30 protein-coding genes are annotated in these 26,638 nt (G+C 64.4%); 20 read left to right on the plus strand and 10 right to left on the minus strand.

Annotation, left to right across the window (positions count from 1 at the left end; genetic code table 11):
• Window position 1: 1 nt before the first annotated feature.
• Window positions 2-826 carry a type I methionyl aminopeptidase gene (gene map, locus SSO01S_RS07280; RefSeq protein ID WP_066797373.1) on the plus strand — a complete coding sequence of 275 codons (825 nt, stop codon included), beginning with the start codon at window positions 2-4 and terminating at the stop codon, window positions 824-826.
• On the opposite strand, the gene SSO01S_RS07285 is transcribed toward map, so the two are convergent.
• Window positions 820-1,359, minus strand: a complete 540-nt coding sequence (locus SSO01S_RS07285; protein WP_157073678.1) for a hypothetical protein — start codon at window positions 1,357-1,359, stop codon at window positions 820-822. The genes map and SSO01S_RS07285 overlap by 7 nt on opposite strands.
• A gap of 104 nt (window positions 1,360-1,463) precedes the next feature.
• Window positions 1,464-1,682, minus strand: a complete 219-nt coding sequence (locus SSO01S_RS07290) for a hypothetical protein (RefSeq protein ID WP_157073679.1) — start codon at window positions 1,680-1,682, stop codon at window positions 1,464-1,466.
• Window positions 1,683-1,915: 233 nt separating this feature from the next.
• On the opposite strand from SSO01S_RS07290, the gene SSO01S_RS07295 reads away from it, so the two are divergent.
• The 6 genes from SSO01S_RS07295 to SSO01S_RS07320 all read left to right on the plus strand — a co-directional run bounded on the left by SSO01S_RS07295 (window position 1,916) and on the right by SSO01S_RS07320 (window position 8,559).
• Complete coding sequence (locus SSO01S_RS07295) at window positions 1,916-2,254, plus strand: P-II family nitrogen regulator (RefSeq protein WP_066797379.1); 339 nt, start codon at window positions 1,916-1,918, stop codon at window positions 2,252-2,254.
• A 94-nt stretch (window positions 2,255-2,348) separates the two neighbouring features.
• Entirely contained in the window at window positions 2,349-3,761 is a 1,413-nt protein-coding gene (glnA, locus tag SSO01S_RS07300; protein ID WP_066797381.1) for a type I glutamate--ammonia ligase, read from the plus strand.
• Between the two features lie 151 nt (window positions 3,762-3,912).
• Window positions 3,913-5,205, plus strand: coding sequence for a flavin-dependent oxidoreductase (locus SSO01S_RS07305; RefSeq protein WP_066797384.1), 1,293 nt, complete (start codon window positions 3,913-3,915; stop codon window positions 5,203-5,205).
• On the plus strand, window positions 5,202-5,657 hold the full coding sequence (locus SSO01S_RS07310; RefSeq protein ID WP_066797387.1) for a DUF3237 domain-containing protein: 456 nt from the start codon (window positions 5,202-5,204) through the stop codon (window positions 5,655-5,657). The genes SSO01S_RS07305 and SSO01S_RS07310 overlap by 4 nt, the downstream gene beginning before the upstream one ends.
• Window positions 5,658-5,699: 42 nt before the next feature.
• Window positions 5,700-7,001 (plus strand): M20/M25/M40 family metallo-hydrolase, encoded by a 1,302-nt coding sequence (locus tag SSO01S_RS07315; RefSeq protein WP_066797390.1) that lies wholly within the window; start codon window positions 5,700-5,702, stop codon window positions 6,999-7,001.
• A 133-nt stretch (window positions 7,002-7,134) separates the two neighbouring features.
• Window positions 7,135-8,559, plus strand: coding sequence for an aldehyde dehydrogenase family protein (locus SSO01S_RS07320; protein WP_066797400.1), 1,425 nt, complete (start codon window positions 7,135-7,137; stop codon window positions 8,557-8,559).
• Window positions 8,560-8,645: 86 nt separating this feature from the next.
• On the opposite strand, the gene SSO01S_RS07325 is transcribed toward SSO01S_RS07320, so the two are convergent.
• Together SSO01S_RS07325 and SSO01S_RS07330 are read right to left on the minus strand one after the other, a co-directional pair.
• Window positions 8,646-9,620 (minus strand): quinone oxidoreductase family protein, encoded by a 975-nt coding sequence (locus SSO01S_RS07325; RefSeq protein WP_066797402.1) that lies wholly within the window; start codon window positions 9,618-9,620, stop codon window positions 8,646-8,648.
• 48 nt (window positions 9,621-9,668) lie between these two features.
• On the minus strand, window positions 9,669-9,911 hold the full coding sequence (locus SSO01S_RS07330) for a hypothetical protein (protein WP_245646643.1): 243 nt from the start codon (window positions 9,909-9,911) through the stop codon (window positions 9,669-9,671).
• 108 nt (window positions 9,912-10,019) lie between these two features.
• Between SSO01S_RS07330 and SSO01S_RS17545 the strand changes: the two genes are divergently transcribed.
• Complete coding sequence (locus SSO01S_RS17545) at window positions 10,020-10,196, plus strand: hypothetical protein (protein ID WP_157073680.1); 177 nt, start codon at window positions 10,020-10,022, stop codon at window positions 10,194-10,196.
• A 4-nt stretch (window positions 10,197-10,200) separates the two neighbouring features.
• Here the strand turns inward: SSO01S_RS17545 and SSO01S_RS07335 are convergent, their stop codons facing one another.
• On the minus strand, window positions 10,201-10,815 hold the full coding sequence (locus SSO01S_RS07335; protein ID WP_245646645.1) for a S24 family peptidase: 615 nt from the start codon (window positions 10,813-10,815) through the stop codon (window positions 10,201-10,203).
• Between the two features lie 90 nt (window positions 10,816-10,905).
• Between SSO01S_RS07335 and SSO01S_RS17730 the strand changes: the two genes are divergently transcribed.
• Both SSO01S_RS17730 and SSO01S_RS07340 read left to right on the plus strand, forming a co-directional pair.
• Window positions 10,906-11,082 carry a hypothetical protein gene (locus SSO01S_RS17730; RefSeq protein ID WP_169798332.1) on the plus strand — a complete coding sequence of 59 codons (177 nt, stop codon included), beginning with the start codon at window positions 10,906-10,908 and terminating at the stop codon, window positions 11,080-11,082.
• Window positions 11,079-11,393 carry a hypothetical protein gene (locus SSO01S_RS07340; protein ID WP_066797406.1) on the plus strand — a complete coding sequence of 105 codons (315 nt, stop codon included), beginning with the start codon at window positions 11,079-11,081 and terminating at the stop codon, window positions 11,391-11,393. Before SSO01S_RS17730 ends, SSO01S_RS07340 begins: the two co-directional genes overlap by 4 nt.
• On the opposite strand, the gene SSO01S_RS07345 is transcribed toward SSO01S_RS07340, so the two are convergent.
• The gene (locus SSO01S_RS07345) at window positions 11,390-12,277 is read right to left on the minus strand and encodes a hypothetical protein (RefSeq protein ID WP_066797408.1); all 888 of its coding nucleotides are present in this window, start codon (window positions 12,275-12,277) and stop codon (window positions 11,390-11,392) included. The two genes, SSO01S_RS07340 and SSO01S_RS07345, sit on opposite strands and share 4 nt — an antisense overlap.
• Complete coding sequence (locus SSO01S_RS07350; protein WP_066797416.1) at window positions 12,274-13,515, minus strand: TIGR04063 family PEP-CTERM/XrtA system glycosyltransferase; 1,242 nt, start codon at window positions 13,513-13,515, stop codon at window positions 12,274-12,276. Before SSO01S_RS07350 ends, SSO01S_RS07345 begins: the two co-directional genes overlap by 4 nt.
• 84 nt (window positions 13,516-13,599) lie before the next feature.
• Here SSO01S_RS07350 and SSO01S_RS17735 point away from each other — a divergent pair, with 84 nt between their 5' ends.
• The 3 genes from SSO01S_RS17735 to SSO01S_RS07360 are packed head-to-tail and all read left to right on the plus strand — an operon-like array spanning window position 13,600 to window position 16,164.
• On the plus strand, window positions 13,600-13,752 hold the full coding sequence (locus tag SSO01S_RS17735; RefSeq protein ID WP_169798333.1) for a hypothetical protein: 153 nt from the start codon (window positions 13,600-13,602) through the stop codon (window positions 13,750-13,752).
• Complete coding sequence (locus SSO01S_RS07355) at window positions 13,745-15,097, plus strand: putative O-glycosylation ligase, exosortase A system-associated (protein ID WP_066797418.1); 1,353 nt, start codon at window positions 13,745-13,747, stop codon at window positions 15,095-15,097. Before SSO01S_RS17735 ends, SSO01S_RS07355 begins: the two co-directional genes overlap by 8 nt.
• Entirely contained in the window at window positions 15,094-16,164 is a 1,071-nt protein-coding gene (locus SSO01S_RS07360) for an acyltransferase family protein (RefSeq protein WP_066797420.1), read from the plus strand. The genes SSO01S_RS07355 and SSO01S_RS07360 overlap by 4 nt, the downstream gene beginning before the upstream one ends.
• Here the strand turns inward: SSO01S_RS07360 and SSO01S_RS07365 are convergent.
• Entirely contained in the window at window positions 16,161-16,703 is a 543-nt protein-coding gene (locus SSO01S_RS07365) for a type 1 glutamine amidotransferase domain-containing protein (RefSeq protein WP_066797423.1), read from the minus strand. The two genes, SSO01S_RS07360 and SSO01S_RS07365, sit on opposite strands and share 4 nt — an antisense overlap.
• Window positions 16,704-16,807: 104 nt before the next feature.
• Here SSO01S_RS07365 and SSO01S_RS07370 point away from each other — a divergent pair, with 104 nt between their 5' ends.
• Window positions 16,808-17,827 carry a DNA topoisomerase IB gene (locus tag SSO01S_RS07370; RefSeq protein WP_066797425.1) on the plus strand — a complete coding sequence of 340 codons (1,020 nt, stop codon included), beginning with the start codon at window positions 16,808-16,810 and terminating at the stop codon, window positions 17,825-17,827.
• Entirely contained in the window at window positions 17,824-18,945 is a 1,122-nt protein-coding gene (locus tag SSO01S_RS07375) for a mechanosensitive ion channel family protein (protein ID WP_066797428.1), read from the plus strand. The genes SSO01S_RS07370 and SSO01S_RS07375 overlap by 4 nt, the downstream gene beginning before the upstream one ends.
• A 3-nt stretch (window positions 18,946-18,948) precedes the next feature.
• On the opposite strand, the gene SSO01S_RS07380 is transcribed toward SSO01S_RS07375, so the two are convergent.
• A complete protein-coding gene (locus SSO01S_RS07380) occupies window positions 18,949-19,431 on the minus strand; it encodes a hypothetical protein (RefSeq protein ID WP_066797430.1) in 483 nt (160 codons plus the stop codon).
• Between the two features lie 250 nt (window positions 19,432-19,681).
• On the minus strand, window positions 19,682-22,612 hold the full coding sequence (locus SSO01S_RS07385) for an L-glutamate gamma-semialdehyde dehydrogenase (protein WP_066797432.1): 2,931 nt from the start codon (window positions 22,610-22,612) through the stop codon (window positions 19,682-19,684).
• A gap of 133 nt (window positions 22,613-22,745) precedes the next feature.
• Here SSO01S_RS07385 and SSO01S_RS07390 point away from each other — a divergent pair, with 133 nt between their 5' ends.
• From SSO01S_RS07390 to SSO01S_RS07410, 5 genes are all read left to right on the plus strand, one after another.
• Window positions 22,746-23,201 carry a MaoC family dehydratase gene (locus tag SSO01S_RS07390; RefSeq protein WP_281178682.1) on the plus strand — a complete coding sequence of 152 codons (456 nt, stop codon included), beginning with the start codon at window positions 22,746-22,748 and terminating at the stop codon, window positions 23,199-23,201.
• Window positions 23,202-23,291: 90 nt separating this feature from the next.
• Entirely contained in the window at window positions 23,292-24,470 is a 1,179-nt protein-coding gene (locus SSO01S_RS07395; protein WP_066797436.1) for an acetyl-CoA C-acyltransferase, read from the plus strand.
• A 225-nt stretch (window positions 24,471-24,695) separates the two neighbouring features.
• Window positions 24,696-25,643, plus strand: a complete 948-nt coding sequence (locus SSO01S_RS07400) for a glucokinase (RefSeq protein WP_066797762.1) — start codon at window positions 24,696-24,698, stop codon at window positions 25,641-25,643.
• Window positions 25,644-25,691: 48 nt separating this feature from the next.
• Entirely contained in the window at window positions 25,692-26,174 is a 483-nt protein-coding gene (locus SSO01S_RS07405; RefSeq protein WP_066797446.1) for a pyridoxamine 5'-phosphate oxidase family protein, read from the plus strand.
• A gap of 82 nt (window positions 26,175-26,256) precedes the next feature.
• Window positions 26,257-26,628: a YkvA family protein gene (locus SSO01S_RS07410; RefSeq protein ID WP_066797450.1), complete on the plus strand. Its 372-nt coding sequence runs from the start codon at window positions 26,257-26,259 to the stop codon at window positions 26,626-26,628.
• The last annotated feature ends 10 nt before the right edge of the window (window positions 26,629-26,638 follow it).

The following is a 26,638-nucleotide window of genomic DNA, read 5'->3' on the forward strand; positions in this document are numbered from 1 at the left end:
CATGACCGAATATGTAGCCGTTACCGCTGACCTGCCCAAAACCCGCACGCATGCGATCCGGCTACACGGCCCCGAAGGGTTCGAGGGGATGCGCCGCGCCGGGAGGCTGGGCGCGGAGATCCTCGACGCGCTGGTTCCCCATGTCGTTCCCGGCGTCACGACCGGGGAGCTGGACGATATAGTTCGCGAAATGTCTGTAGCCGGTGGCGGCGTGCCCGCGACGCTAGGCTATCGCGGCTACACCCATAGCTGCTGCATCTCGATCAACCATGTCGTGTGCCACGGCATCCCGAGCGAGAAGACGCTGAAGGACGGCGATATCGTGAATATCGACGTGACCCCCATGCTGGACGGCTGGCACGGTGACACCAGCCGGATGTTCCTGGTGGGCGACGTGCCGATCAAGGCGAAGCGGCTGGTGGACGTCACCTATGAGGCGCTGATGCTCGGGCTGGAGCAGGCGAAGCCGGGCAATCATCTTGGCGATATCAGCCATGCGATCCAGCGCCATGCCGAGAAGCATCGCTACGGCGTGGTTCGCGATTTCTGCGGGCATGGCGTGGGGCAATTGTTCCACGATGCGCCCGACGTCGTCCATGTCGGCCGCCCCGGCACCGGCCCGGAACTGCGCCCCGGCATGTTCTTCACCGTCGAACCGATGATCAATATCGGCCGGCCCGACGTGAAATTGCTCGAGGACGGCTGGACGGCGGTGACGCGCGACCGCTCGCTCTCTGCGCAGTTCGAGCATTCGATCGGGATCACCGAGGATGGCTGCGAGATCTTCACGAAGAGTCCGAAGGGGCTGGACCGCCCGCCTTATTGAGTTGCCGTCGCGGGCGAAATCGGAGGCGTGACCAGTTCCCTGGCCCGGGTCTGGAACGTGTTCCACCTGCTTTGCCAGTCGCGATGGCGGGAAACTTCAAGATCGAACCACTCCTTGAGGGCGTTTATATCGTGCTTGATCGCGGAACGATCACTTAGCCCCTCCAGATAGACCTCCCACCAGAAAATGAAATGGTGGGAGAATAGCCCGCATATCTTGCCCGAGTTAATCAGCCTGCTGGTACGAAGCATATTGAGCCGGAAAAAGAAGCGCCCAATAATGTAGAATTGCTCCCAGATATCCTCGCCAGGCTCAATCCCACCTTTCCCTCGGCTTGGCTTGACGCGGTTCGCAATTATCCAGTTCTCTGTCACTCCCCTAGCCCGGGAAATTTCAGGGGAATGAAATTCCCGGAGAAGATCGGCAGTCGCTTCATTCCGACCGACAAGTATCTGCCCCCAAAAAACGGCAATCGGTATTGCTGTGATGCCAGCGACTTCAACGCCTCGCATAATCACTTCGATACATGTCATTAGCCTGCCCCCATGGGGACGCTAAACGGCGGGGGCGAATAATACTACATCTATGAAACGCAGGGACCATAAATACCTTCTGGGCCCAGTTAAGCGGAATGCTCTCAGTGCCGCTTCGACCAGGCGCGTAACGCTTCCTCCGCATCGTCGGCGCTCAGATCGCCGGACGCGGTGGTGATCCAGCAGGCGCGGCGATCGGCCGGTGGAATCGCCAACAAGCCGTGCGCCATGATGATGAGCGGGCCGCTTGCGACCAGCACATCACCTGCGCGCGGTGCCCACCGATGAAGCTCGGCCGGCGCATCCATGGGCAAAAGCTGCATACAACGCACCCCACGTCTACCGATGCCCGGAACACGCAACGGCACGCATAGTTTCGCTTGCGTGCCGTGCAATCGGGCAAGCCGGACGTTAATGCCCATTTGTTAGGCAGTTGTTAACTCGCGCCGCAGCGCCCCGCCTCTGGAAAATCGCCCCGAACGCGGCTGGCACGCTTGTTGTAAGACGCGCGATAGGGGACAAGGGATCGTCCGAATTCCTATGGGGTATTGCACCTGTGAAAAAGATCGAAGCGATCATCAAGCCGTTCAAGCTCGATGAGGTAAAGGAAGCGCTCCACGAAGTGGGTGTGAGCGGAATTACGGTGACCGAGGCCAAAGGCTTTGGCCGGCAGAAGGGCCACACCGAGCTGTATCGCGGCGCGGAATATGTCGTGGACTTCCTGCCCAAGGTGAAGCTTGAGGTAGTGGTTGATGACGTGCTCGCCGAGCGCGTGGTGGAGGCGATCGCCACTGCCGCGCAGACCGGCCGCATCGGCGACGGCAAGATCTTCGTGATCCCCGTCGAGACCGCACTGCGCATCCGCACCGGCGAGCGCAACGAAAACGCGATTTGACGCAGCGCAGCATTACGTGGATTGCTGCACTGCAAATGTAATTTTATTGCCCGATTCGTCGGGCTCTTGAAAGAGAGCGAAAGGGGTTTCTCAAATGGCGAATTCGGCCAGCGACATTCTGAAGATGGTCAAGGATAACGAGATCGAGTGGATCGATCTGCGTTTCACCGACCCCAAGGGAAAGTGGCAGCACCTCACCATGGTCGCGTCGGTGATCGGCGAGGACGAGCTGACCGACGGCCTGATGTTCGACGGCTCCTCGATCGAGGGCTGGAAGGCGATCAACGAATCGGACATGATCCTGAAGCCGGATCTGGACGCGGTCTGGGTCGATCCCTTCTCGGCGACGCCGATGCTCATTCTGGTCTGCGACATCGTCGAGCCCTCGACCGGCGAACTCTATGCGCGTGACCCGCGCTCGACCGCGAAGCGCTCGGAAGCGTATCTCAAGACGCTCGGCATCGGCGACACCGTCTATGTCGGCCCCGAAGCCGAGTTCTTCATGTTCGACGACGTCCGCTTCGAGAACAGCTATTCGACGTCTTACTACAAGATCGACGACATCGAGCTGCCGGGCAATTCGGGCCGCGAATATGAAGGCGGCAATCTGGGCCACCGCCCGCGCGCCAAGGGCGGCTATTTCCCCGTCGCGCCGGTCGACTCGGCTGTCGATATCCGCGGCGAGATGGTCTCGACCATGCTCGAAATGGGCCTGCCCTGCGACAAGCATCACCACGAGGTCGCCGCTGCGCAGCACGAGCTGGGCCTGACCTTTGGCACGCTGGTGCAGACCGCCGACCGCATGCAGATCTACAAGTACGTCGTGCATCAGGTCGCGCAGGCCTATGGCAAGACCGCGACCTTCATGCCGAAGCCGATCAAGGAAGATAACGGCTCGGGCATGCACACCCATATCTCGATCTGGGATAAGGGCACGCCGCTCTTCGCGGGCAATGGCTATGCCGGCCTCAGCGACATGTGCCTCTATTTCATCGGCGGCGTGATCAAGCATGCCAAGGCGCTGAACGCCTTCACCAACCCTTCGACCAACAGCTACAAGCGCCTGGTTCCGGGTTATGAAGCGCCGGTGCTGCTCGCTTATTCGAGCCGCAACCGTTCGGCTTCGTGCCGCATCCCCTATGGCGCGGGCAGCAAGGCAAAGCGCGTCGAGTTCCGCTTCCCCGATGCGCTGGCCAATCCGTATCTCTGCTATGCGGCGCTGCTGATGGCCGGACTGGACGGCATCCAGAACAAGATCCACCCGGGCGATCCGATGGACAAGAACCTCTATGACCTGCCGCCGGCAGAGCTGGAGCAGGTGCCGACCGTTTGCGGTTCTCTCCGCGAAGCGCTGGACAGCCTGGAAGCCGATCAGGACTTCCTGCTGAAGGGCGACGTGTTCACCCGTGACCAGATCGCGGCCTATGTCGAGATCAAGCGCGCCGACGTGGCGCGTTGGGAAATGACCCCCAGCCCGGTCGAATACGACATGTATTATAGCGCCTGATTTCGGGGGAGATCAGACGACGCTTGGGGCGCTCGGGGAGACCCGGGTGCCCTTTTCGTTATGAGTGATTACGATATTCGGGATGCGTGATATGGGGCTTGCCGCGCGAGTCCGAGCGCAGACCGAAGTCACGAGCCAGAGAAGTAGTTGAATGTCGCAGGATAAGGTGCTGATCGCCGGCGGCGGCATTGGCGGTCTCACATTGGCGCTGACGCTCCACCAGATCGGCGTGCCCTGCACCGTTTTCGAAAGCGCAGGCGAGCTGCGGCCGCTGGGCGTGGGGATCAACCTGCAACCCAATGCGGTGCGCGAGCTGGCCGATCTGGGCATCGGTGCGGATGCGCTGGACCGGGTGGGCATCCCGGCGCGCGAATGGGCGCTGGTGGGGCTGAACGGCAAGGATATCTATACCGAGGAACGCGGGACCTTTGCCGGATATAAGTGGGACCAATATGCCGTGCATCGCGGCCGGTTTCACATGCTGCTCTACCGCACCGTAATCGAGCGGCTGGGCGAGGATGCGGTGAAGCTGGGGCACAAGGTCACCGGCTATCGCAACAATTCCGATGGAACGGTGACCGCGACGGTCGAGCTGGGTGATGGGACGATCGAGGCATTTGACGGCCGCCTCCTGTTCGGCGCGGACGGCATCCGTTCCGCTTTGCGGGCGCAAATGCATCCCGATCAGCCCCCGATCCATTGGGGCGGTACGATCATGTGGCGCGGCACCGCGCGCGCCAGGCCAATTCGCACCGGATCGTCGTTCATCGGGCTGGGCACCAGCCGCCACCGTGTGGTGTTCTACCCGATCTCCCATCCGGACGCCGATGGTCTGGCCGACATCAACTGGATCGCCGAGCAGACGTTCGACACCGATCATGACTGGGCGAAAAGCGGCTGGTTCCGTTCGGTGCCGCTCTCCGAATTCGCGCATGAATTCCACGGCTTCGTCTATGACTGGCTCGATCTTCCGGCGCTGATCTCGCAATCCGAAGTCGCCTTCGAGAATCCGATGATCGACCGCGATCCGATCCCGACCTGGATCGACGGCGCGGTGGCGCTGATCGGCGATGCGGCGCATCCGATGTACCCGACCGGATCGAACGGCGCGTCGCAGGCGATCATCGACGCGCGCAACATCGGGCGGATCATGCTCGATCACGACGTGACCCCGGCAACGCTCGAGGCGTTCGACGACCAATATTGCGCGGCGATCGGGCAGGTCGCGATGCGCAATCGCGGATCGGGGCCCTTCGGCCTGCTCGAGATGGTCGAGGCGCGCTGCGGCGGGCAGTTCGAGCATATCGACGATGTGATCCCGGCGGAGGAGCGCGCGGCCTTCATGCTCGCCTATCAGCAGGCGGCAGGCTTCGCGAAGGACCGGCTCAACCGGGCGCCCCGCACGATCCCCGAAGGCGCAACCCTGGCAAAGGCACTGGCATGAGCATCGAGCTGGAATTTGTAACCGAACTGGTGGTCGAGCTGACCCGTCCGCATGAAATGGGTGACGCGCCGGAGGGCACGAAGCGGATCATCCCGATCGTGGGCGGCAGCGCGAGCGGGCCACGGCTCAATGGCCGCATCCTGAATGTCGGCGCGGACTGGCAGAAAGTGAGCGCGGACGGAATCGCCGAACTCGATGCGCGCTACGCGCTGGAGACAGAGGATGGCGCCGTGATCGAGATCGTCAGCCGCGGCATCCGCCACGCATCCGCCGAAATCGCCGCGCGGATCGCGGCGGGCGAGACGGTGCCGCCGGAAGATTATTACATGCGCACCGCAATCCGCCTTTCGGCCGGCCATCCCGCTTATGACTGGGTCAATCGCTCGATCTTCGTCGCCACCGGGGGCAAGGTTGGTGCGACGGTGCGGCTATCGGTGTATCGCGTCGCCTGAACGCGATTGCGGCCACGCCTCAGGCTGACTAGCGTGGCGTGCATGAAACTGCTTCCCCTGCTCGCCCCGCTGCTGGCGCTCGCCTCCCCCGCATTTGCCCAGAATCTCTCCAAGCCCGAGGCCGCGATGATCGCGACGGTGGACAAAGAGAGCAGCCGGACGCTCGACCTGCTCGAGCGGATGGTGAACCAGAATAGCGGCACGCTGCATTTCGAAGGCGTCCGCGCGGTCGGCGCGATCCTGAAGCCTGAATTCGAAGCGCTCGGCTTCAAGGTTGAATGGATCGAAGTGCCCGAAACCCAGCGCGCAGGCCATTTCGTCGCGACGCACAAGGGCAATGGCAAGGGCAAGCGGATGCTGCTCATCGCGCATATCGACACGGTGTTCGAGGCGAGCTCTCCCTTCCAGAAGTTCGGACGGGACGGCGACAAGGCGACCGGACCCGGCGTGGTGGACGACAAGGGCGGCATCGCGGTGATCGTCGCGGCGCTGCGCGCGATGCAGGCAGCGGGCACGCTGAAGAATGCCGACATCAAGGTGATGCTGACTGGCGACGAGGAAAAGACCGGCGACCCGATCCCGCTGGCGCGCCGCGACCTGATCGAGGCAGGCAAATGGGCCGATGTCGCGCTGGAATTCGAGAATCTCGCCGCGGAGAACGGGCAGCAATTCGGCACCGTCGCGCGGCGGAGCGCCAATAACTGGACGCTGAAAGCGACCGGCAAGACCGGGCATGGCGGCAGCGTGTTCGGCCCCGATCTGGGCTATGGCGCGATCTATGAGATCACGCGCATCCTGAATGGCTGGCGCGCGGAGCTGATCGAAGAGAACCTGACGTTCAATGTCGGCGTGATTGCGGGCGGCACGCCGGCGACCATCGATGCGGACGGCGTAAAGGTGGAAGCGACCGGCAAGACCAACGTGATCCCCGCCACGGCGATCGCACGCGGCGACCTGCGCAGCCTGACCCCGGAACAGGACGCGAAGGCGCGCGAGAAGATGCAGGCGATCGTCGCAAAGCACCTGCCCGGCACGACCGCGACGCTCACCTTCCAGGACAATACCCCGCCCATGGCACCGACCGAGGGCAATCGCGCGCTGCTCGCCCGGGTGAACGCGATCAACCGCGACATGGGGCTGCCGGAAATGGCCGAGTTCCCGCCGGCCAAGCGCGGCGCAGCGGATTCGAGCTTCGTCGCGGCCTATGCCGATACGCTGGCGGGCATGGGCCCGATCGGCGGCTCGCTCCATGCCGAGGGCGAATGGCTGGACGTGCCCAGCATCGCAATCCAGGCAAAACGCAGCGCGATCCTGATGAGTCGGCTGGCGCGCGAGAAGAGGTAAGCCCGGAGCGCGCCCACGCCCCCGCCCTGCTGGGCGCACATAGTAGCTGCGTTCACAGCCTAGGTTGCATCTTGCAACCCGCGCGCGCCCGCGCCATCTGGCATACCGAAGTTTCAAAAATCGGAGCGGATGAATGCGCAGCTATCTCAAGCACTATATCGATGGCGCATGGGTGGAGAGCGAAGGCGGCACGCGCCACGACGTGATCAACCCGGCCACCGAAGCGCCGACCGCGGAGATCATGCTGGGCACCGCCGCCGATGTCGACAAGGCCGCAACGGCAGCCGCACGCGCGTTCGAGAGCTTCTCGCGCACCACGGTCGATGAACGCATCGCACTGCTCGAACGCATCCTAGAAGCATACAAGGCACGCGCGGGCGATATGGCGGAGGCGATCAGCCTGGAGATGGGCGCCCCCGTGAGCCTTGCGCGCACCGCGCAGGTGGGATCGGGGATCGGGCATCTGATGGCGGCGATCGCCGCGCTTCGGGAATTCACCTTCGAGGAGCAGATCGGCAACAGCCTGGTCGTGCATGAGCCGATCGGCGTGGTGGCGATGATAACCCCGTGGAACTGGCCGCTCAACCAGATCGTCTCCAAGGTCGCGCCCGCATTGGCGGCGGGCTGCTCGATGATCCTGAAGCCCAGCGAAGAAGCCCCGGGCTGCGCTGCGATCTTTGCCGAAGTGATGGATGCGGCGGGCGTTCCAGCTGGCGTGTTCAACCTCGTCAACGGAGATGGCCCGGGCGTGGGCACCGCGCTTTCGACGCACAGGCTGGTCGATATGGTGAGCTTCACCGGCTCGACCCGTGCAGGCGTGCTGGTGGCCAAGAACGCTGCCGAGACGGTGAAGCGCGTGCATCAGGAACTGGGCGGCAAATCACCCTCCGTGATGCTCGAAAGCGCCGATCCAGCCGCCGCGGTGAAGGGTACGCTCTTCAACGTGCTCATGAATTCGGGACAGAGCTGCATCGCCCCCGCCCGGCTGCTGGTGCCCGAGAGCAAGGTCGCGGAAGTGACTGCCATCGCAACCGAGATGATGAAGGCAACCGAGACCGGCGATCCCGCGCAGGAAGGCCGGCATCTCGGCCCCGTGGTCAACAAGGCGCAGTGGGACAAGATCCAGGGGCTGATCGCCAAGGGCATGGCAGAGGGCGCGAAGCTGGAGACGGGCGGCCCCGGCCGTCCGGACGGCGTGGAGACCGGCTATTTCGTCAAACCCACGCTCTTCTCGGGCGTGACCAACGACATGACGATCGCGCGCGAGGAGATTTTCGGGCCGGTGGTCACGATCATCCCATACAAGGACGAGGAAGACGCGATCCGCATCGCCAACGATACCGCTTATGGCCTGTCCGCCGTGCTGTTCGGTGATGCCGAAGGCGTCCGCCGCGTCGCGCCCCGCCTGCGCGCCGGGATGGTCTATGTGAATGGCGGCCAGCCGAGCCCTGATTTGCCGTTCGGCGGGTATAAGCAGTCGGGCAACGGCCGCGAGCATGGCAAGTTCGGGCTGGCCGAATTCCTGGAAGTGAAGGCGCTGGTGAACGCGCTGGGATAAACATCGCTGGGCGTGCGCGAGAGGATAGCCATTCTCCCGGCCTTGCTTCGCGCGGCCACCCTCTCCCCGCAAGTGGAGAGAGGGACTTATGGCAGCAGCACGGTCGATCCGGTTGTCTCGCCCGCTTCCAGAGCGCGATGCGCTTCTGCGGCATCCTCCAGTGCAAAGCTCTGGTTGATGTCGGCACGGATCGCGCCGGTGCGAAGCATCTCGAACAGCCGCTCGCTGCCCGCGGCGCGTTCCTCGGGCGTGACGTAATAATCGAACATCGTCGGGCGGGTGACGAAGATCGATCCGGCGCGGGCGAGCTCGCCCAGATGCACGCCGTCCACCGGACCGCTGGCATTGCCGAAGCTCACCACCAGCCCCCGACGCTTGGTCGACGCGACCGATTCCTTCCACATCGCCTTGCCGACGCCATCGAGCACCACATCGACGCCAACGCCGCCGGTGACCTCGCGGACGAAAGCGGCCACACCCTCGCCACGCGAGACCAGCACGTGATCCGCGCCAGCTTCCTTTGCCAGCGCCACCTTCGCCTCACTGCCGACGGTCGCGATCACCCGTGCGCCGATCGCCTTGAGCCAGCGCACCGCGATCTGGCCGACGCCGCCGGCCGCGGCATGAACGAGCACGGTCCAGCCGGGCTGCACCCTGGCGCAGCGCTCGATCAAGAACTCGGCCGTGCCGCCCTTGAGCAGGGCGGCAGCGGCGGTTTCGTCTGAAATGTCGGCGGGCAGCTTGAACAGCGAGGCTGCGCTCACGTTGCGCTCGCTCGCATAGGCACCAAGCGCGGGGCCGAAGGTTGCGACGCGATCCCCTGGTGCGAGCCCGGATACGCCCTCGCCCACCGCTTCCACTACGCCTGCGGCCTCGCCGCCCAGCCCGCTGGGCAGCGCGACGGGATAAAGACCCGAGCGAAAATAGGTGTCGATGAAGTTCAGCCCGACAGCCGTATTGCGCATCCGCACTTCACCGGGGCCGGGCGGTGGCAGGTCCACATCCACCCACTGGATTACCTCGGGTCCGCCGGTTCGTTCGATGCGTGCAATGCGCGCCATATGGCCTCCGCTATCTGGTTCGCGGTGGCAGATAGGGTGCCGTGCGGCTTAATGCACCGTGCCGACGGCGCGACCGATCGAAAGCAGCACGATCAGCCGCTCGATCTGACGCCAGCGGCAGAAACCGAGCGCGTTGCCCAGATCGCGATAATGATCCGCGCGCGCAGCCGCTTCGCAACCCGCATTGTCGCCGAAATTGGCGATGAGCTGCGTCGCGTCCGCTACCTGAAGCGCGTCGGCCAGATAGGGGAGCATGGGGGTTGCGTTCGCGTGGGGCTCGAAAAGGTTCATGCCGCCTCCATGCGCATGCAAGGTTGAAGCAATCGCGCCGCAACAAGGTGAAGCCCGCCTAAACCATCAATTGTGGCGCGCGGGCGCATGGCGTGGCAAAGGCGCGTAATGGCAAACGCATCACGCACCCCCCAGGCCGGCGGCTTCCTTCTCGCGATCGCGCTGATCGTCGGCGTTTTCGTGGGCATGGCAAAGGGCCAGCCTTCGGTCGGATTCGTCGCCGGGCTTGCCGTAGGGCTCACCGGACTGCTGATCGTGTGGCTGGTGGACCGCCGCAAGGACTGATCCGTCAGAGCGCTCGCCCTAGCCAGGCGACGCGCCCCAATATTTCCACATCGCGCACGAAACGCACCGGATAGACCGGATTGTCGCTCACCAGCTCGACCCCGCCGACAGCGGGACGCAGCCGCTTGACCATCAATTCGCCATCCACCCGTACCACGAACACGCCACCCCGGCCCTTCACGGTGCGCTGATCGCCATCGACGAGGATCTCGTCGCCATCCTCCAGCAGCGGCGACATGGAATCGCCCCGCACCGCGATCATCGATGCCGCAGCGGGCCGCACGCCCAACTGCCGCAGCAAGGCGGGCGGGAACATTCCGGGCTGGCGCCGCGCCTCCTCCTCCACCAGTGCGCCCGGCCCCGCCGATGCGCGCACATCGATTCGCGCCACTTCGATCGCATTGCCATCTGCGCGCCCGCCAAGCGCCGCTTCCGGCACGCCCAAATAACGCGCGAGCATCGCCCGGTCCGCCTCCGCCAGCACCCGCGGCGTTCCCCGCTTCAGATATTGCTGCAGATAGGCCGGGTTGCGCCCGATCACGCGTGACAGTTCGGCAAAGCTGCGCCCCTGCCCCTCCATCAGCGCCGCAAGGGCGGCCCGTTGCGCATGCGGTTCCACAATCGGTCCATAGACGTAGGATTTTTCCTAGACAAGTAGGAAATGAGAACAAATCATGATCATCGATAGGCGAATCGAGGAGCGAAGGCGATGTCGGTGCATTGGAAGATCGAGAAGTTTCTGCGGCGGACCCAGATGCCGCCCACCAAATTCGGACGGCTCGCGGTGCGCGATCCGCGGCTGGTGCACGACCTGCGGCGCGGGCGCGAACCGGGCGAGGCGATCTCGGCGCGGATCGAAGCCTTTATCGCCGAGTCGGGCCTGTGAGCCGCGGCCCCGATGCTGCGACGTTGCTGGAGCGTTCACTGGTGGCGCAAGCGGAGTCCGCGGGCTGCGCGATCGCCATCACCCGCTCCGATATGGTCCGCTGGGCCAGCGCAACCTTTGTGGGCGCGCGGCATATCCTTACGCTGTCCGCGCGGGGATCGCCGCTGCTCGACGCCTGGCTGGCCGGATTGCGTGACGCCGAATTCAGCCTGCGCGGCTATCTGGTGGCGGAACTGGTCGTGATGGGAACGATCCGCGACGGCGGAAGCGTCACGGCGACCGTCGAAGTCCTGACGGTGGAGGATCGCTAGGCGCGGCGCGCGAGATTGCGCAGAGTCACCAGTGCATCTTCGAGACCCCGCTCGGCATCGCGCGGACGCGCTTCGGTTTCCATGCCGGTGGCCAGGCCCCGGCGGACCACGCCACGCTCAAGCCGTTCGAGCAGGGCATGGACCGAGGCATCGGTTTCTGGCCGCGCAATGGGTTCCGGCGCGCGCAAGTTCGTCACCGGCGCGGGCTTTGGCTGCGGACGCACCGGAGGGGTCAGCTCGAATATCTCGAAACGCTCGGTCTCATCGAACACCGCAGGGCGAGGCTCGCGACGCAGCGGCGCGAGCGGCACCGGCTTGGAACGCGGGACCGGGGGAATGGCGTGCGGATCGAAGGCCGCGAGAGGCTGATTGAAATCCTGCGGCAGCGGTTGCTCAACCGGCAGCCGGGAAATGGGCGCTTCAACCTCGACAGCGGCGGGCGGGTGGGCGCGGGCGATCACGGCTTCCGCTTCGTCCTGCTCTCCATTCATATTTGCGGCCGCGCGCACTTCCAGGAAAGGGGTGCCTAGGTCGCGCGTGGCCAGCAACGGTTCGCGCGGCGGTGCATCGGGATGCGCATCGGCGCGGCGGACGACCGGCATGTGCGGCGCGCGGATCACGTCACGCTTGCCGATCGTGATCCCGCGCGTCCCGACGAGCACGAAGGCCATGAACCAGCCAAGGATCGCGGCCAGGGTGCCGGCTCCCGTCGCGATCAGCGCCCTTGCGGTAAACCCCAAGGGCGGCTCTGCGGCCATGAACACGGCGGCAATGCCCGAATCCATCACCAGCGACTCGAGCACGGCGATGGGCATGACGAGCACGCCAAGCGCGGCCAACGCTCCGAGAAGGGCTGCTGCCAGAGGGGCGAGCGGCAGATTCATGCCTTTGCGACTGTCCTGTTAGACCAAGCGGAACTCTTGTGGGGCGACATTGCGAGCTTTTGGTAAACGGAATCATAACGCGCGACGTTTACCAGCCAATTTCGTTCCGCCTCGACGAAGCTGCGGCCCCTTGCGCGCCGCGCATCCCAGTGATCCCGATCAGCGAAAACGCCCGCGACCGAATGCGCCAGCGCATGCGCGTCGTCAGGGCGGAACAGGGTGCCGGTATCGCCATCGCGGATCAGCTCGCGATGCCCGCCGACATCGGAGGCCGCGACGAGCTTCATCTGTGCCATCGCCTCCAGCGGCTTGAGCGGCGTGACCAGATCGGTCAGCCGCATCTTCTTGCGCGGATACACCAGCACGTCGATCAGGCTGTAATAGCGATCGACCTCATGATGCGGCACGCGGCCGATGAACTTGATGCGGCCTGCGGCCGGCGACGCCGCCGCCTGCTTGCGCAGCGCTTCCTCGCACGGGCCGCCGCCGACCAGGATGAGATGGATGGAGGGGCGTTGCCGCACCAGTTCGGGCATCGCGTCGATCAGCACGTCGAGCCCCTCATAATCGTAGAAGCTGCCGATAAAGCCGATCGTCTCGCCGCCTTCCACGCCAAGCTCGCTCGCCAGCGCAGCATCGTAAGGCAGCGGATCGCCGAACATGCCCAGGTCCACGCCATTGGGCGAGACGAAGATTTTGGCGGCATCGATCCCGCGCTGCGCCAGATCGTTGCGCAGTCCTTCGCAGATCACCGCGACGGCATCCGCCTTCTTCACCGCGCGCGTTTCCAGAGCACGGGTGAGCCGGTATTTCCAATTGCCCTCTACGCCGGTGCCGTTGCCGACCGCGGCATCCTCCCAGAAGGCTCGGATTTCATAGACCAGGGGAAGCCCCAGCCGGTCCGCCGCGCGCTGCCCTGCCATGGCATCGAGCACGGGCGAATGGGCATGGAGGATATCGGGGCGGAACGCTTGCGCGACCTCGGCGATGCGGCGCGCGAAACGGCGCACTTCGCGCAACTCGCCCAGCACCGGGAGCGAGGAATTGACCGCGGGCGTGCGGAAGAATTGCAGACCGTCCACCACCTCTTCGGAGGCATCGAAATCCCCGTGCCTGGGCCCGGTCACCGCCGCCACCTCCCAGCCGCGCGCGATCTGGGATTTCAGGATGGCGCGGGTACGGAAGGTGTAGCCGCTGTGCAGGGGCAATCCGTGGTCGAGAATGTGGAGGATGCGCATGCCGATGTTGTCGCACGTCAGCCCTTAACGGCGCGTCAACTGCCCTTGGTTACACGCGGGGATGAAAGGAGCGCGTGGCCGGGCATGATCGACAATCTATCGCTTGCGATCTCGCACGGGCTGATGCTGCTCGCGGCATTCCTGCTGATGCGCCGCCCTGACCTCGATTCCGAGCCGAGCCCGCGCGACGGCGACGATAAGGCGAAGAAGCGCCGCTGGGGCAAGCCCGGTGCGTGATCTCGTCTTCGTCGCATTCCTCGCCGCGCTCTTTGCGACCGGGTTTCGCCGCCCGTTCCTGTTCGTGCTGGCCTATGTCTATATCGACATCGTCTCGCCGCAGCGGCTGACCTATATCCTGCTCAATTCGGTGCCGATCTCGCTGATCGCGGTGGGGCTGGCGGTACTTGGCTGGCTTGCGGTGGACGAGAAGCGCGACGTGCGCATCGCCCCGCGCCAGGGGCTGATCGTGCTGCTGCTGGCCTATTGCTACTACACCACCATGCACGCCGATTTCCCGATGGAGGCGCAGGACAAATGGGCGTGGGTGTGGAAGGCGCTGGCCTTTGCCGCGTTCCTCCCGCTGACGCTGCGCACCAAGCTGCGGATCGAGAGCCTGTTGCTGTTCATGGTGCTTTCCGCCTCGTCGATCATCATCGTCGGCGGCATCAAGACCGTGGGCTCGGGTGGCGGCTATGGCGAGCTCAACCTGATGGTGACCAACAATTCGGGGCTTTACGAAGGCTCGACCATCTCGATGGTGGCGATCGCGATCATCCCGCTGATCCTGTGGTTCACCAGGTTCGGCACCATCTTCGCGCCCGACTGGCGGGTGAAACTGTTCTGCTACGCGCTCGTCTTCGCGTGCCTGCTCATCCCGGTCGGCACGTCGACGCGCACCGGGCTGTTGTGCATCCTCCTGCTCGCGATCCTGATGATCCGCGACTTCAAGCGGCCCTTGGTCTATCTGGCGGGCCTGGCAACCCTGGGCCTCGTCGCCGTGCCCTTCCTCCCCTCGGCCTTCACCGAGCGGATGGAGACGATCCAGACCTACAAGGCAGACGCATCCGCCTCGACCCGCATCGAGGTTTGGAAATGGACGATGGCCTATGTGAAGAACCACCCGATGGGCGGCGGCTTCGAGACGTATCGCCAGAACCAGATCCGCTATGAAAAGGTGGCGATGGTCGACGACGGCACCGGCCATATGGTGATCAAGCGGAGCTGGGAGATCGACAAGGCGCGGGCCTATCACAGCTCCTATTTCGAGATGCTGGGCGAACAGGGCTATCCCGGGCTGATCATCTGGCTGCTGATCAACCTGATCGGTATATTCCGGATGGAGGTACTGCGCCGCCGCTACAAGAAGCCGGCGGAAGGCGAGCAATGGATCGCGCCGCTGGCCAGCGCGCTCCAGAACGCGCACATCATCTATCTGCTGGGAAGCTGCTTCATCGCCATCGCCTTCCAGCCGTTCGTCTACATGCTGATCGGCGCGCAGATCGGGCTGGACACCTATCTCGCGCGCAAACGCGAGGAAATGAGCTGGCGGCCATTGCGCAAGCCGCGGCTGGCTTCGGCATGACGCACGAACTCAAGGCGCTGACCAGCGTTCGCGGGATCGCCGCGTGGATGGTGGTGCTGTTCCATATTCGCGATTCGATCCCCGGCCTTCCTGACATGGCAAAGGCGGTGTTCGGCCACGGCTATCTGGCGGTGGATTTCTTCTTCCTGCTTTCCGGCTTCGTGATCTGGAACAGTTATGCGGCGCGCATCCGCAGCGGCGGCGCGGCGGCGCTGCCCGAATTCTTCAAGCGCCGGATCGCCCGGATCTGGCCACTGCATATCTTCATGCTCGGCGTGGGAGCGGCGCTGGCGCTGGCGCTGCATGCCGCAGGCCGCGACACGCAGGCTTTCCCGCTGGCGGAACTGCCGCTGCATATCCTGCTGCTCCAGAATTGGGGCTTCACCCAGCATCTGAGCTGGAACGATCCCGCCTGGTCGATCTCGTGCGAGCTGGGTGCCTATCTGCTGTTTCCGTTGCTTGCGCTGGCGATCGACTGGCGCCGCGTGCCGACGCTGGCGATCCTCGCGATCATTGCGGCGCTGCTGAGCGTGCTGCACAGCATCTTCGCGTTTCGCGGCGCGACGCAATTGGGGCAGGAAATCACCCAATTGGGGCTGATCCGCTGCGTGCTGCAATTCGCCTGCGGCACCGCCATCGGCGCGCTGTGGCTGCGCTGGCGCGAGCGCTGGCATATGCCCGCCGCGATCAGCGCCGCGCTCGCCTTGCTGCTGGCAGCTGCTGCGATCACCGGCCTGTTGCCCGAAACATTCGCCGCACCTGCCGCTTTTGCCGCCGCACTGCTGGCGCTGGCGCTCACGCGCGGATCGCCTCTGGAAGCCGGCCCGCTCCATTATCTGGGCGAGATAAGCTACGCGACCTATCTGGCGCATTACCTGCTCTGGTTCGCATTCAAGCTGGCATTCGTCGAGGATACGCATTCGGTGCCGCTACCGTTGATCGCGCTGTATCTGTCGCTGGTGCTGGCAAGCTCTTCCGCTTTGTATCACCTGGTGGAAAGGCCGGCTCAGCGCGCGATCAACGACTGGAAACGGCCGCGAGAAAGCGCCGTGACGGTCCGGCTCTAATCGGCCTTCGACAGCGCCGCGATGATCGCCCGATTGAACGCGGGGATATCGTCAGGCTTGCGGCTGGTGATCAGGTTGCCATCGACGACGACTTCCTGATCGACCACATCCGCCCCCGCATTCGCCAGGTCGGTACGGATCGAAGGCCAACTCGTCGCGGTACGCCCGTCGACGACATCGGCCTCCACCAGCAGCCATGGCGCATGGCAGATCGCGGCGACGATCTTGTCGTCTTCCATGAACTCCTCGACCAGATCAACGGCACGGTCGTCCATCCGCAACTTGTCCGGATTGCCCACTCCACCCGGCAGGACCAGCGCATCGAAATCCCGGCTATCGACTTCGGAAATCAGCGCATCGGGGGTGATGCTCTCGCCCTTCTCGCCGCCTTTCTCCCCGGTGATCGGGTTTCGCTTGAGCGATGCGAGCGTCACTTGCGCACCCGCCTCAATCAGCGCCTGGCGGGGCTTGAGCAACTCGTCCTGCTCGAAGCCATCGGTGGCAAGCATCAGCACGCGGGTTTTGGCGAGATCAGTCATGGGGAAGCTCCAATATTGTCGGCTTCCAAGCGCGTGGCCCGCCGCGCGGTTCCCGGAACGAAGCGGTGAGCCGCGCATTGACCGCGATGTTGCGAGGGAGGCCCATGGCAAGCACGGACATTGTCTATGTCGACGATCAGGAGATCGGGATCACCCGCAAGAAGGTCCGTCATGGCTGGGGCTATTATGACCCGCAGGGCAACCGCATCACCGATCGCGACGAGATCGACCGGCTGAACGCGATCGGCCTGCCGCCCGCTTATACCGATGCATGGTTCTGCCCCGATCCGCGCGGGCACATCCAGGCGACCGGCAAGGATGACAAGGGCCGCAAGCAATATCGCTATCATAGCGGGTTCCGCGAGGCGCAGGAGGCGGCGAAATATGACCGCTGCGCTGTCTTTGGCGAGCATCTGCCCCGCCTTCGCCGCAAGGTGGAGGCCGATCTGAAGCTGCGCGGGCTCTGCAAGGAAAAGGCGGTGGCGGCGGTGGTGCGGCTGCTCGATCTCGGCACGATCCGCGTCGGGAATGAGAGCTACGCCCAGAGCAACAAGAGCTTCGGTGCAACCACGCTGCGCAAGCGCCACGCCAAGGTGAAGGGATCGAGCCTGAAGCTCCAGTTCCGCGCCAAATCTGGCAAGCTGCGCGTGATGACGATCACCGATGGATCGCTCAGCCGCTTTGTGAAGAAGATGCAGGATTTGCCCGGGCAGAACCTGTTCCGCTGGCTGGACGATGCGGGCGAACCGCACCCGGTCACCTCGACCGACGTGAACGCCTATATCCGCGAGGCGATGAACGAGGATTTCACCGCCAAGCATTTCCGCACCTGGGGCGCGAGCGTGCTGGCGTTCGAGGCGCTGGCCTGCGCCGATGGCTATATCGGCATCAAATCCGTGCTGGAGCCCGTGACCGCCGCGCTGGGCAATACGCCGTCGATCGCGCGCAAATCCTATGTGCACCCCCGATTGATCGCGCTGGCCAAGGACCGCGACGCGCAGGCCGCGTTTCGCGAGGCGCTGTGCCTGCCGCGTGCGACCGCGCATCTTAACCGTTACGAACGCGGCCTGATCGCGTATCTGGAAGAACTGATCCGAACTCCCAGCCGCAAAAAGGCAGCATGATTACCAACGCGACACGCAAAGAGCCCGCCCTGCCCACTGGCGACGAGCTGCAGGTACAGGCGCAGACCTTTTTCCACGATGCGACGATCTGGATGCAGAGCCATTGGCTCAACATCCTGATCGCCAGCGGAATCGCGATCGCGATCTTCTTCGCGCTCCACGCCGTCCGGCGCTGGGGCCTTCACATGTGCAAGCGGGGTGCCGGGGTCGCCAACTGGTATTCGATCCTTGGCCGCGCGGTTTCGAAGACCGGCCATTTCTTTATCCTGATGACGTCGATCAAGCTCGTCTCCGGCTATGCCAATCCGCCGGCGATGGTGGCGTCGACGGTCAGCTTTCTCTTCACCATCGCAGCGGTGTTTCAGGCGGCGATATGGTTGCGCGAGTTCATCTTCGGCGCGGTGGAGCACAAGACCAGCCAGGAGGATTATCAGGGCACCGGGCTGAGCAGCGCGATCGGCATTATCCGGATGCTGGTGACCATTGTGCTCTTCGCGATCGCCACCGTTGTCGTGCTGAGCAATCTGGGCGTGAACGTCACCGGGCTGGTCGCCGGTCTGGGCATCGGCGGCATCGCGATCGGCCTGGCAGCGCAGGGCATCTTCGCCGATCTCTTCGCCGCGCTGGCGATCATCTTCGACAAGCCCTTCCGCATCGGCGACAATATCGCGTTCAGCAGCTCCAAGGGTAAGGTCGAGCGGATCGGGCTAAAATCCACGCGCATCCGCGGGCCCAATGGCGAGGAGCGGATCATCGCCAACAAGAAGCTGCTCGATTACGAACTGCTCAACAATTCGAACCGCGAATATCGCCGCGTCACGCTGACCATCCGGCTGGCCTATACCACCCCCGGCGAGAAAGCCGCGATGGTGCCCGATATCGTGCGCGCCGCTGTCGAATCCGAGGGGTGCATCTTCGGCAAGGCGTGGCTGGCGGACTTTGCGCAAAGCTCGATGAACTTCGATATCGAGTTCGACAGCCCCTCCCCCAGCGCCGACGCGGCAGACGAGAAGAAGCACCGCGTGGCGATGGAGATCCTCAAGCGCTTCGACGCGGAGGGGATAAACTTCTTCGCCCCGCTCCAGGCCGCCCAGGAGAGCGTGGAGCCGGGCGAATAAAGTTCAGGCGGCGTTGGCCAGCGCATGCTGCGCGAGGAAGCCCTGCCAGTTCTTCACGGTAAAGGCTTCGAGATACTCGGCCTGCATTTCGGGCGTAAGCACTTCGATCATGTTCACGCCTTCGAGCCAGAGCTCGATGACATGGAACGCGCCGCCGCGGCTGCACACCTTGACGGGCCAGCCATGGCTCTCTGCGATCGCACGCACTTCCGGGATGCTCTTTTGCGTGGCCATGGCGAAATGCATCGGAGAACCGCCGCTTTGCCTGCGGATCTCGCCATGCCCGCCCTCTTCGCCTTCGCCCTGCACCAGCACGGTGCCGGCGGGATAGAATTCGATCGCGCTGTTGCGCGCATCGCCGGCCATCGCGATCCAGCTACCTTCGATCACCGCCGGGAAGGGCGTAGCGACGCCATCCCATAGCTGGGCGATCACGCTGGCGACGCGCTGCGGATTCTGGGCATCCGTGGAAACATGGAACAGCATCGGTCTTCTCCTCGGTCTTTCGTTGGCTGCGAAAGACCATGGAGGCCGCTGGCCGCGCCACCATGGCGCGACGGACTCGACGAAGATGCGACCTGGAGGCTGATCGGGTGAAAGGGAAGTACACGTTCGTCATCCCCGCCGAAGCGGGGACCCAGGGTTACAGGCGACGCCGGTCTTGGCTCTGGGTCCCCGCTTTCGCGGGGATGACGGAGAGTATTTGGTGGAGTGACGGAGCTATTCGCGACCGCCGCTAGATTCCACCCTCATCCAGCGACAGCAGCGTCGCATTACCGCCCGCGCTGGTGGTGTCGACCGATACCGAACGTTCGGCGCAGAAGCGGTGGAGGTAGTGCGGGCCGCCCGCCTTGGGGCCGGTGCCCGAGAGGCCCTCGCCGCCAAAGGGCTGACTGCCCACCACCGCACCGATCATCGAGCGGTTGATGTAGAGATTGCCGACCTTCGCCCGCGCCTCGGCCACTTCCCCCGAGCGGGCGATGCGGCTGTGGAGGCCCATGGTGAGGCCGAAGCCCTTGGCGTTCACGCGGTCGATCGTCTCGGTCAGCTGGCCTGCGGGCCAGGTGGCGACGTGGAGGATCGGGCCGAACCATTCGGCGGTCAGCTCCTCGATCGCGTCGATGCGGATCAGGGTGGGCGGCACGAACAGGCCGTTTGCTGGCACGGGGACCGTCTTCAGCCACTTGCCCTTCACGCCCTCGCGATAGCCCATCAGCCGCTCATAGGCCGGCTTGTCGATCACCGGGCCGACATCGGTGCGCGGATCGCCGGGATCGCCGATCACCAGCAACTCCATCGCCCCGCGCAGCATCTCGATGACGTTCTCGGCGATCTCCTCCTGCAGCAGGAGGAGCCGGAGCGCCGAGCAGCGCTGGCCAGCCGAGCGGAAGGATGAGGTGAGCACATCGGCCACGACCTGTTCGGGCAACGCGGTCGAATCGACGATCATCGCGTTGATCCCGCCGGTCTCGGCGATCAGCGGCACCAGCGGGCGATTGTCGTCCTCCAGCAGCGCCTTTGCGATCTTGCGCGCGGTAGGCGTCGAGCCGGTAAAGGCGACGCCCGCGATGCGCGGATCGGCAGTGAGCGCCGCGCCCACTTCCGGGCCGCCGGGGACGAGGATCAGCGCATCGGCAGGCACGCCCGCCTGATGCGCCAGACGTACCGCGGCACGCGCAATCTCGGGGGTTTGCGGCGCGGGCTTGGCCACCACGGTGTTGCCCGTTACCAGCGCTGCCACGCACTGGCCGAGGAAGATCGCGAGCGGGAAGTTCCACGGCGCGATCGTGGCCCATACGCCGCGGCCCTCAAGCCGCATCTCGTTGCGCTCGCCGGTCGGACCGGGCAGCACGATCGGCGCCATGTCGTCCCGCGCGCGCATCGCATAGTAACGGCAGAAATCGGCGGCTTCGCGCACTTCGCCCAGCGCATCCGGAATGGTCTTGTACGCTTCCTTGACCGCCAGCCCCATCAATTCGATGCGGTTGTCCTCGAGCAGATCGGCCAGCCGCTCCATGACCTGCGCACGCTGCGCGACGCTGGTGGCGGACCAATCGGCGAACGCCGCCTGCGCGGCAGTCACGCTGTCCGCCACCGAGCCTTTCCAAGCGCCCTGAGGCGTGAAGGGCGTCGCCTTGATCGCGGCGGCGGTCTCGGCGAGGATTTCCTTTTCCTGCAGGTCGATACCCGCCGAATTCTTCCACGCACCGAACAGATCCCTAGGCAGCGGGATGCTCGGATGCCGCGTGCCGCCAATGGCCGAGATTTTCTCGACCGGATCAGCGAGCAATTCCGCTTCGCTCAGCCCCTCATCGGCAAGCTGATGGACGAAGCTCGAATTGGCACCATTCTCCAACAGACGGCGGACCAGATAGGCGAGCAGATCGCGGTGCCCCCCGACGGGCGCATAGATGCGGCACTTGTAGCCCTCTTCGCGGACCAACCGCTCATAGAGGCCCTCGCCCATGCCATGAAGCCGCTGGAACTCGAAATTGCGATCATCACACGCCCATTCGAGGATCGTCGCGACGGTAAGTGCATTGTGGCTGGCAAAGGCGGGGACGATGTTCTTCGCGTCCAGCATGTCGCGCGCGCAGGCCAGGTACGATACGTCCGTGGCCGCCTTGCGGGTGAAGAGCGGGTAATCCGAAAGCCCCTCGACCTGGGTGCGCTTGATCTCGCTGTCCCAATAGGCGCCCTTGACCAGCCGGACGTTCATCGGGCGACCTAGACCGTCGGCCCAAGCGATCACCGCGCGGCAGCGCTTGCCATAGCCCTGCACGGCCATGCCGAAACCGTCCCAGCCCTTGAGCTCGGGCCGCTTGGCCACGGCGCCGATAATGTCCAGGCTCATCTCCAGCCGCTCGCTCTCCTCGGCATCGACGGTGAGAGGAATCCCCTGTGCACAGGCTTCGGAGGCGAGCTGTGCGAGCATGTCCGTCAGTTCGGGCACGCATTTGTCATACTGGCCGACCTCATAGCGCGGGTGCAGCGCGGAGAGTTTCACCGAGATCGAATGGCCTGCTTTGGGATCCTGCCCCACTGCGCGGATCGCGCCGAAATAGGCTTCAAAATAGCGCTCGGCATCCGCCTTGGTCCGCGCCGCCTCGCCCAGCATGTCGAAGCTCGCCGTGAATCCGGCATTTTCGGGCTTCTTCATCCGCTTCATCGCTTCATCGATGGTGCGGCCCATCACAAAGACCTCGCCCATCATCTTCATCGCGGCACCCACCGCCTGGCGGACAAAGGGCTCGCCCGCGCGCGCGATCAGCCGCCTGAGCGCGCCGCCGCTCTCGCCGCCCACCACCGCGCGGCCCAACACCAGCCCCCAGGTCGCCGAATTGACGAGCAGCGAGTTTGACTTGCCGGCATGCGCCTTCCAGTCGGCATCTCCCATCTTGTCTGCGATCAGCAGATCGGCCGTCTCGGGATCAGGCACGCGGAGGAATGCTTCGGCCAGCGACAGAAGCGCCACGCCCTCAGACGAATTGAGCCGATACTCCTGCAGGAACTGGTTCACCCAGCCTTTATTCTGTGCCGCGCGCAGATCGGCGAGCAGCCCCAGCGCATGCCCCATCACGCGCCCGCGCGACTCGGGTGCGAGTCGCGCGCGCTCCAGAAGCGGCTTTAGAACATCGGGTTCGCTCGCACGGTGCAACTTCTTCATGGCTTGCCGAGGGGCGGACGCTACGTCAGATGACATTTTCATATTCTCGGTCTTGCGAGGCTTGCGGGAGCCCCGGCAGGTTCTTAGGGATGCCATGCGCTATGCGAGAAACGCGCGCGGAGGGATAGTCTCTGTGGATACGATCACGATCGAGCAGCTGGCCCAGAGCATCGGCACCGAGCGCGTGTCCGACTGGGTCGAAGTGACACAGAAGATGATCGATACCTTCGCCGACGCCACCGGCGACCACCAGTTCATCCATGTCGATCCCGTCCGCGCCGCGCAGACTCCGTTCGGCGGCACGATCGCGCATGGCTTCCTGTCGCTCTCGCTGATGCCGATGCTGGCCGCCCGAACGCACACGCCCGCCATCGCAGGCGTGAAGATGGGCGTGAATTATGGCGGCAACAAAACCCGCTTCATGCAGCCCGTACGCTCAGGCAAGCGCGTCCGCGGCCGCTTCAAGCTGCTCTCCCTAACCGAGCGCAAGCCCGGCGTTTGGGAGCAGATCAACGAATTCACGCTTGAGATCGAAGGCGAGCAAAAGCCGGCCTTGATCGCCGAGTGGATCAGCCTGATTTACGTTTAACCCCATCATCCTGCCGGCGACCGCTGGCATCCATGCTGCATGAGACCCCAGCGTTCGCTGGGGTGACGAGTTAGAGAAGAGAGAAAGCCAATGTCCCGTACCGCAGTCATCGTCTCCACTGCCCGCACGCCGATCGGCCGCGCCTATCGCGGGGCGTTCAACAATCTGCCCGCCCCGACGCTTGGCAGCCATTCGGTGAAGGCCGCAGTCGAGCGCGCCGGGATCGAAGGCGGCCAGATCGACGATCTCGTCTTCGGCGCCGCACTCCAGCAGGGCAGCACCGCTGGCAACATCGCTCGCCAGGTCGCGCTCCGCGCCGGGCTGCCCACCACGGTTTCGGGCATGTCGATCGATCGCCAGTGCGCATCGGGCCTGATGGCGATCGCCACCGCCGCCAAGCAGATCATCGTCGACAATATGGACATCACCGTCGGCGGCGGGCTTGAATCGATCAGCCTGGTCCAGACGCCGCAGATGCGCGTCCAGCCCGATCCCGAGCTCCTGGCGATGCACAATGATGTGTATATGCCGATGCTGCAGACCGCCGAAGTCGTCGCCGCGCGCTATGGCATCAGCCGCGATCGCTGCGACGAATATGCCCTCCAGTCGCAGCAGCGCACCGCCGCCGCGCAGGCCGCCGGCAAGTTCGACGACGAAATCGTGCCGGTCACCGCGACGATGAACGTCGTGAACAAGGAGACCAAGGAAGTCAGCCAGAAGGAAGTGACGCTCACCAAGGATGAAGGCAATCGCGCCGACACCACGCTCGAGGGCCTGAAGTCGCTCCAGCCGGTCCTGCCGAACGGCACGGTGACTGCGGGCAACGCCTCGCAGCTTTCGGACGGCTCCTCGGCCAGCGTGCTGATGGAAGAAAGGCTCGCCTCGCAGCGCGGCCTCACCCCGCTGGGGCGCTATGTCGGCATGGCAGTGGCGGGCACCAAGCCCGACGAGATGGGCATCGGCCCGGTCTATGCCGTCCCCGCCTTGCTCAAGCGCTTCGGCCTCAAGATGGAAGATATCGGCCTGTGGGAGCTGAACGAAGCGTTCGCCGTGCAGGTGCTTTACTGTCAGGACGTGCTGGGCATCCCGAATGAGCTGCTGAACGTCAATGGCGGCTCGATCTCGATCGGCCACCCCTATGGCATGACCGGCGCACGCTGCACCGGCCACGCGCTGATCGAAGGCAAGCGCCGCGGCGCGAAATATGTCGTCGTCACGATGTGCGTCGGCGGCGGCATGGGCGCGGCAGGGCTGTTCGAGGTTCTGTAAGGCGCCTCCGCCCCTCCCGCTTGATGGGAGGCGATCAAGGCGAAGTTTGAAAGGGCCGGGGCTCGATCCCCGGCCTTTTCTGTTGCGCGTCCGGACCGCTCCGCTCGAACTCCCCTCCCTTGCAAGGGGGGCGAAGCACGCATCGGCTCTTGTCACTTTCGTAACAGGTGTTAGCGATAACAGCTGTGCACTTCCGTAATGGAAGGCACGAAGGGAGAGGGCTGCATGGGCGAGCTGGCGCTGGTGGCCGATATCGGCCGCCAATCGGTGCGGTTTGGATTGACCGGCGGAGACGCGGGGCTGGAGCCGCGCGATGTGCGCCGATTCATGACCTGCGACCACCCGACCTTCACCAGCGCTCTGGTTGCCTATCTCACCGCCGTTGGCCTCCGCGAAGCGCGCCTGCCCAGCGTGCTGGCTGTGGCGGGCGCCGCACGCGGGGACCTTATCAACCTGACCGGCAGCCGCTGGTATATCTCGCTATCGGGTGTGGAGGCAGTGCTGCGGGCGCCGCCGCGCGCACTCAACGAATGCGCGGCCAACGCGCTGGCGCTCACGCTTCTGCCCGATTCCGCCTTCACCCGGCTCCACGGGCCCCATCCCCGCGCGGTGGAGTCCGGCGGGAATTATCTCGTGATCGGGGTCGGCACCGGTCTGGGCGTCGCAGCGCTGACCAGCGCCGGGGGCCGTATTACGCCGGTGCAAAGCGAGGCCGGACATATGAACTTCGCTGCCGTCACCCCGGACGAGCGCAAGTTCGCCGATTTCTGCGCGAAGAAGAGGCACGCCCCCGATGTCGAAATGCTGCTGAGCGCCCCCGGGCTGCTGCTCGCTTATGAGGCCTTGTCGGATGGCCATAAGCTCGCCCGACCCGAGGACGTGACCCGCGCCATTGGGCGCGACCCGGTGGCGACGGCGGTCGTCCGGATGTTCACGCAGCATCTGGGCAGTTTCGCCGGCGATCTCGCAATGGCGTTCGGCGCGTGGGATGGGGTGTTCTTCACCGGCGCGATCGCGCGCGCGCTGCAGTCGCAGCTCGCCGAGCCCGATCTTCGCCACCGGATGGAAAGCAAGGCCGCGTTCCGCCGCCAGCTTTCCGAAGTTCCCCTGGCACTCGTCAACCGTAACGATCTGGAATTGCTGGGCGCAGCGGCGGCTTTGGGGAACGCCTGACCGGGGCGCTCGTTACTTGGGGACACCCCAGTCTCGAGGAGCCCCCACGTGGCCGACACTGCCGAACTCAAAGCCGATCTGTGGAAGAAGCTGGCCGACAGCCCATTTTTGATGATGGGCCTGATGGAAAGCCACGAGCATCATATCCCGATCACCGCGCAGCTCGACGAGGAACAGGTCGACACGTTGTTCTTCTTCATCGGCAAGGACAATCGCCTCGCCAAGGGCGGCAGGGCGATGGCGCATTTCATCTCGAAAGGGCATGACTATTTCGCCTGCTTCGACGGCGATGCGACGATCGACAATGATCTCGCCCAGATCGAAAAACTGTGGAATCCGCAAGTCGAGGCCTGGTTTCCCGGCGGCAAGGACGATCCCAATCTTGCGCTGCTGCGCTTTGACATCGACAGCGCCGAACTGTGGGAGACCGATATGAGCCTAACCGGCAAGCTCAAGATGCTATTCGGAGGCAAGGTGAAGAGCGACGAGAGCGGCAGCCATGCCGTGGTCGGGACAACGGCGGAGGGCTGATCCCCTGCCTAAATCCCCGGCGAGCGGCGGGATGGCCACCGCATGGCTTGACCCCCTGAAAGACGCGGGCCAACCATCAACCATGGGACAAAGCCTCGCACATCGCATCCGGACCGAAGCACACGCCGTGTGGCTGGCCGCGCGCGATCCGCGCACACCGCTGGCGGCCAAGCTGGTGGGACTGTTTGTCGCGGCCTACGCCCTGTCGCCGATCGACCTGATCCCCGATTTCATTCCGGTAATCGGCCTGCTCGATGATGCGGTGATGATCCCTCTCGGCATCTGGCTGTTCGAAAAACTCGTCCCAGCCGATCTGATGACCGAGCACCGCGCCCGCGCAGCGATCGAGACCGAGCGTCCGGTAAGTCTGTTTGGGATCGCGATCATCGTCGCGATCTGGGCGGGGATCGCGTGGTTCGTATGGAGCGTGATCGCAACCAGCAGTTACGAGTGACGCGGCGCGG

Origin of the sequence: Sphingomonas soli NBRC 100801 (assembly GCF_001591025.1) — a bacterium.
Lineage (GTDB): Bacteria > Pseudomonadota > Alphaproteobacteria > Sphingomonadales > Sphingomonadaceae > Sphingomonas > Sphingomonas soli.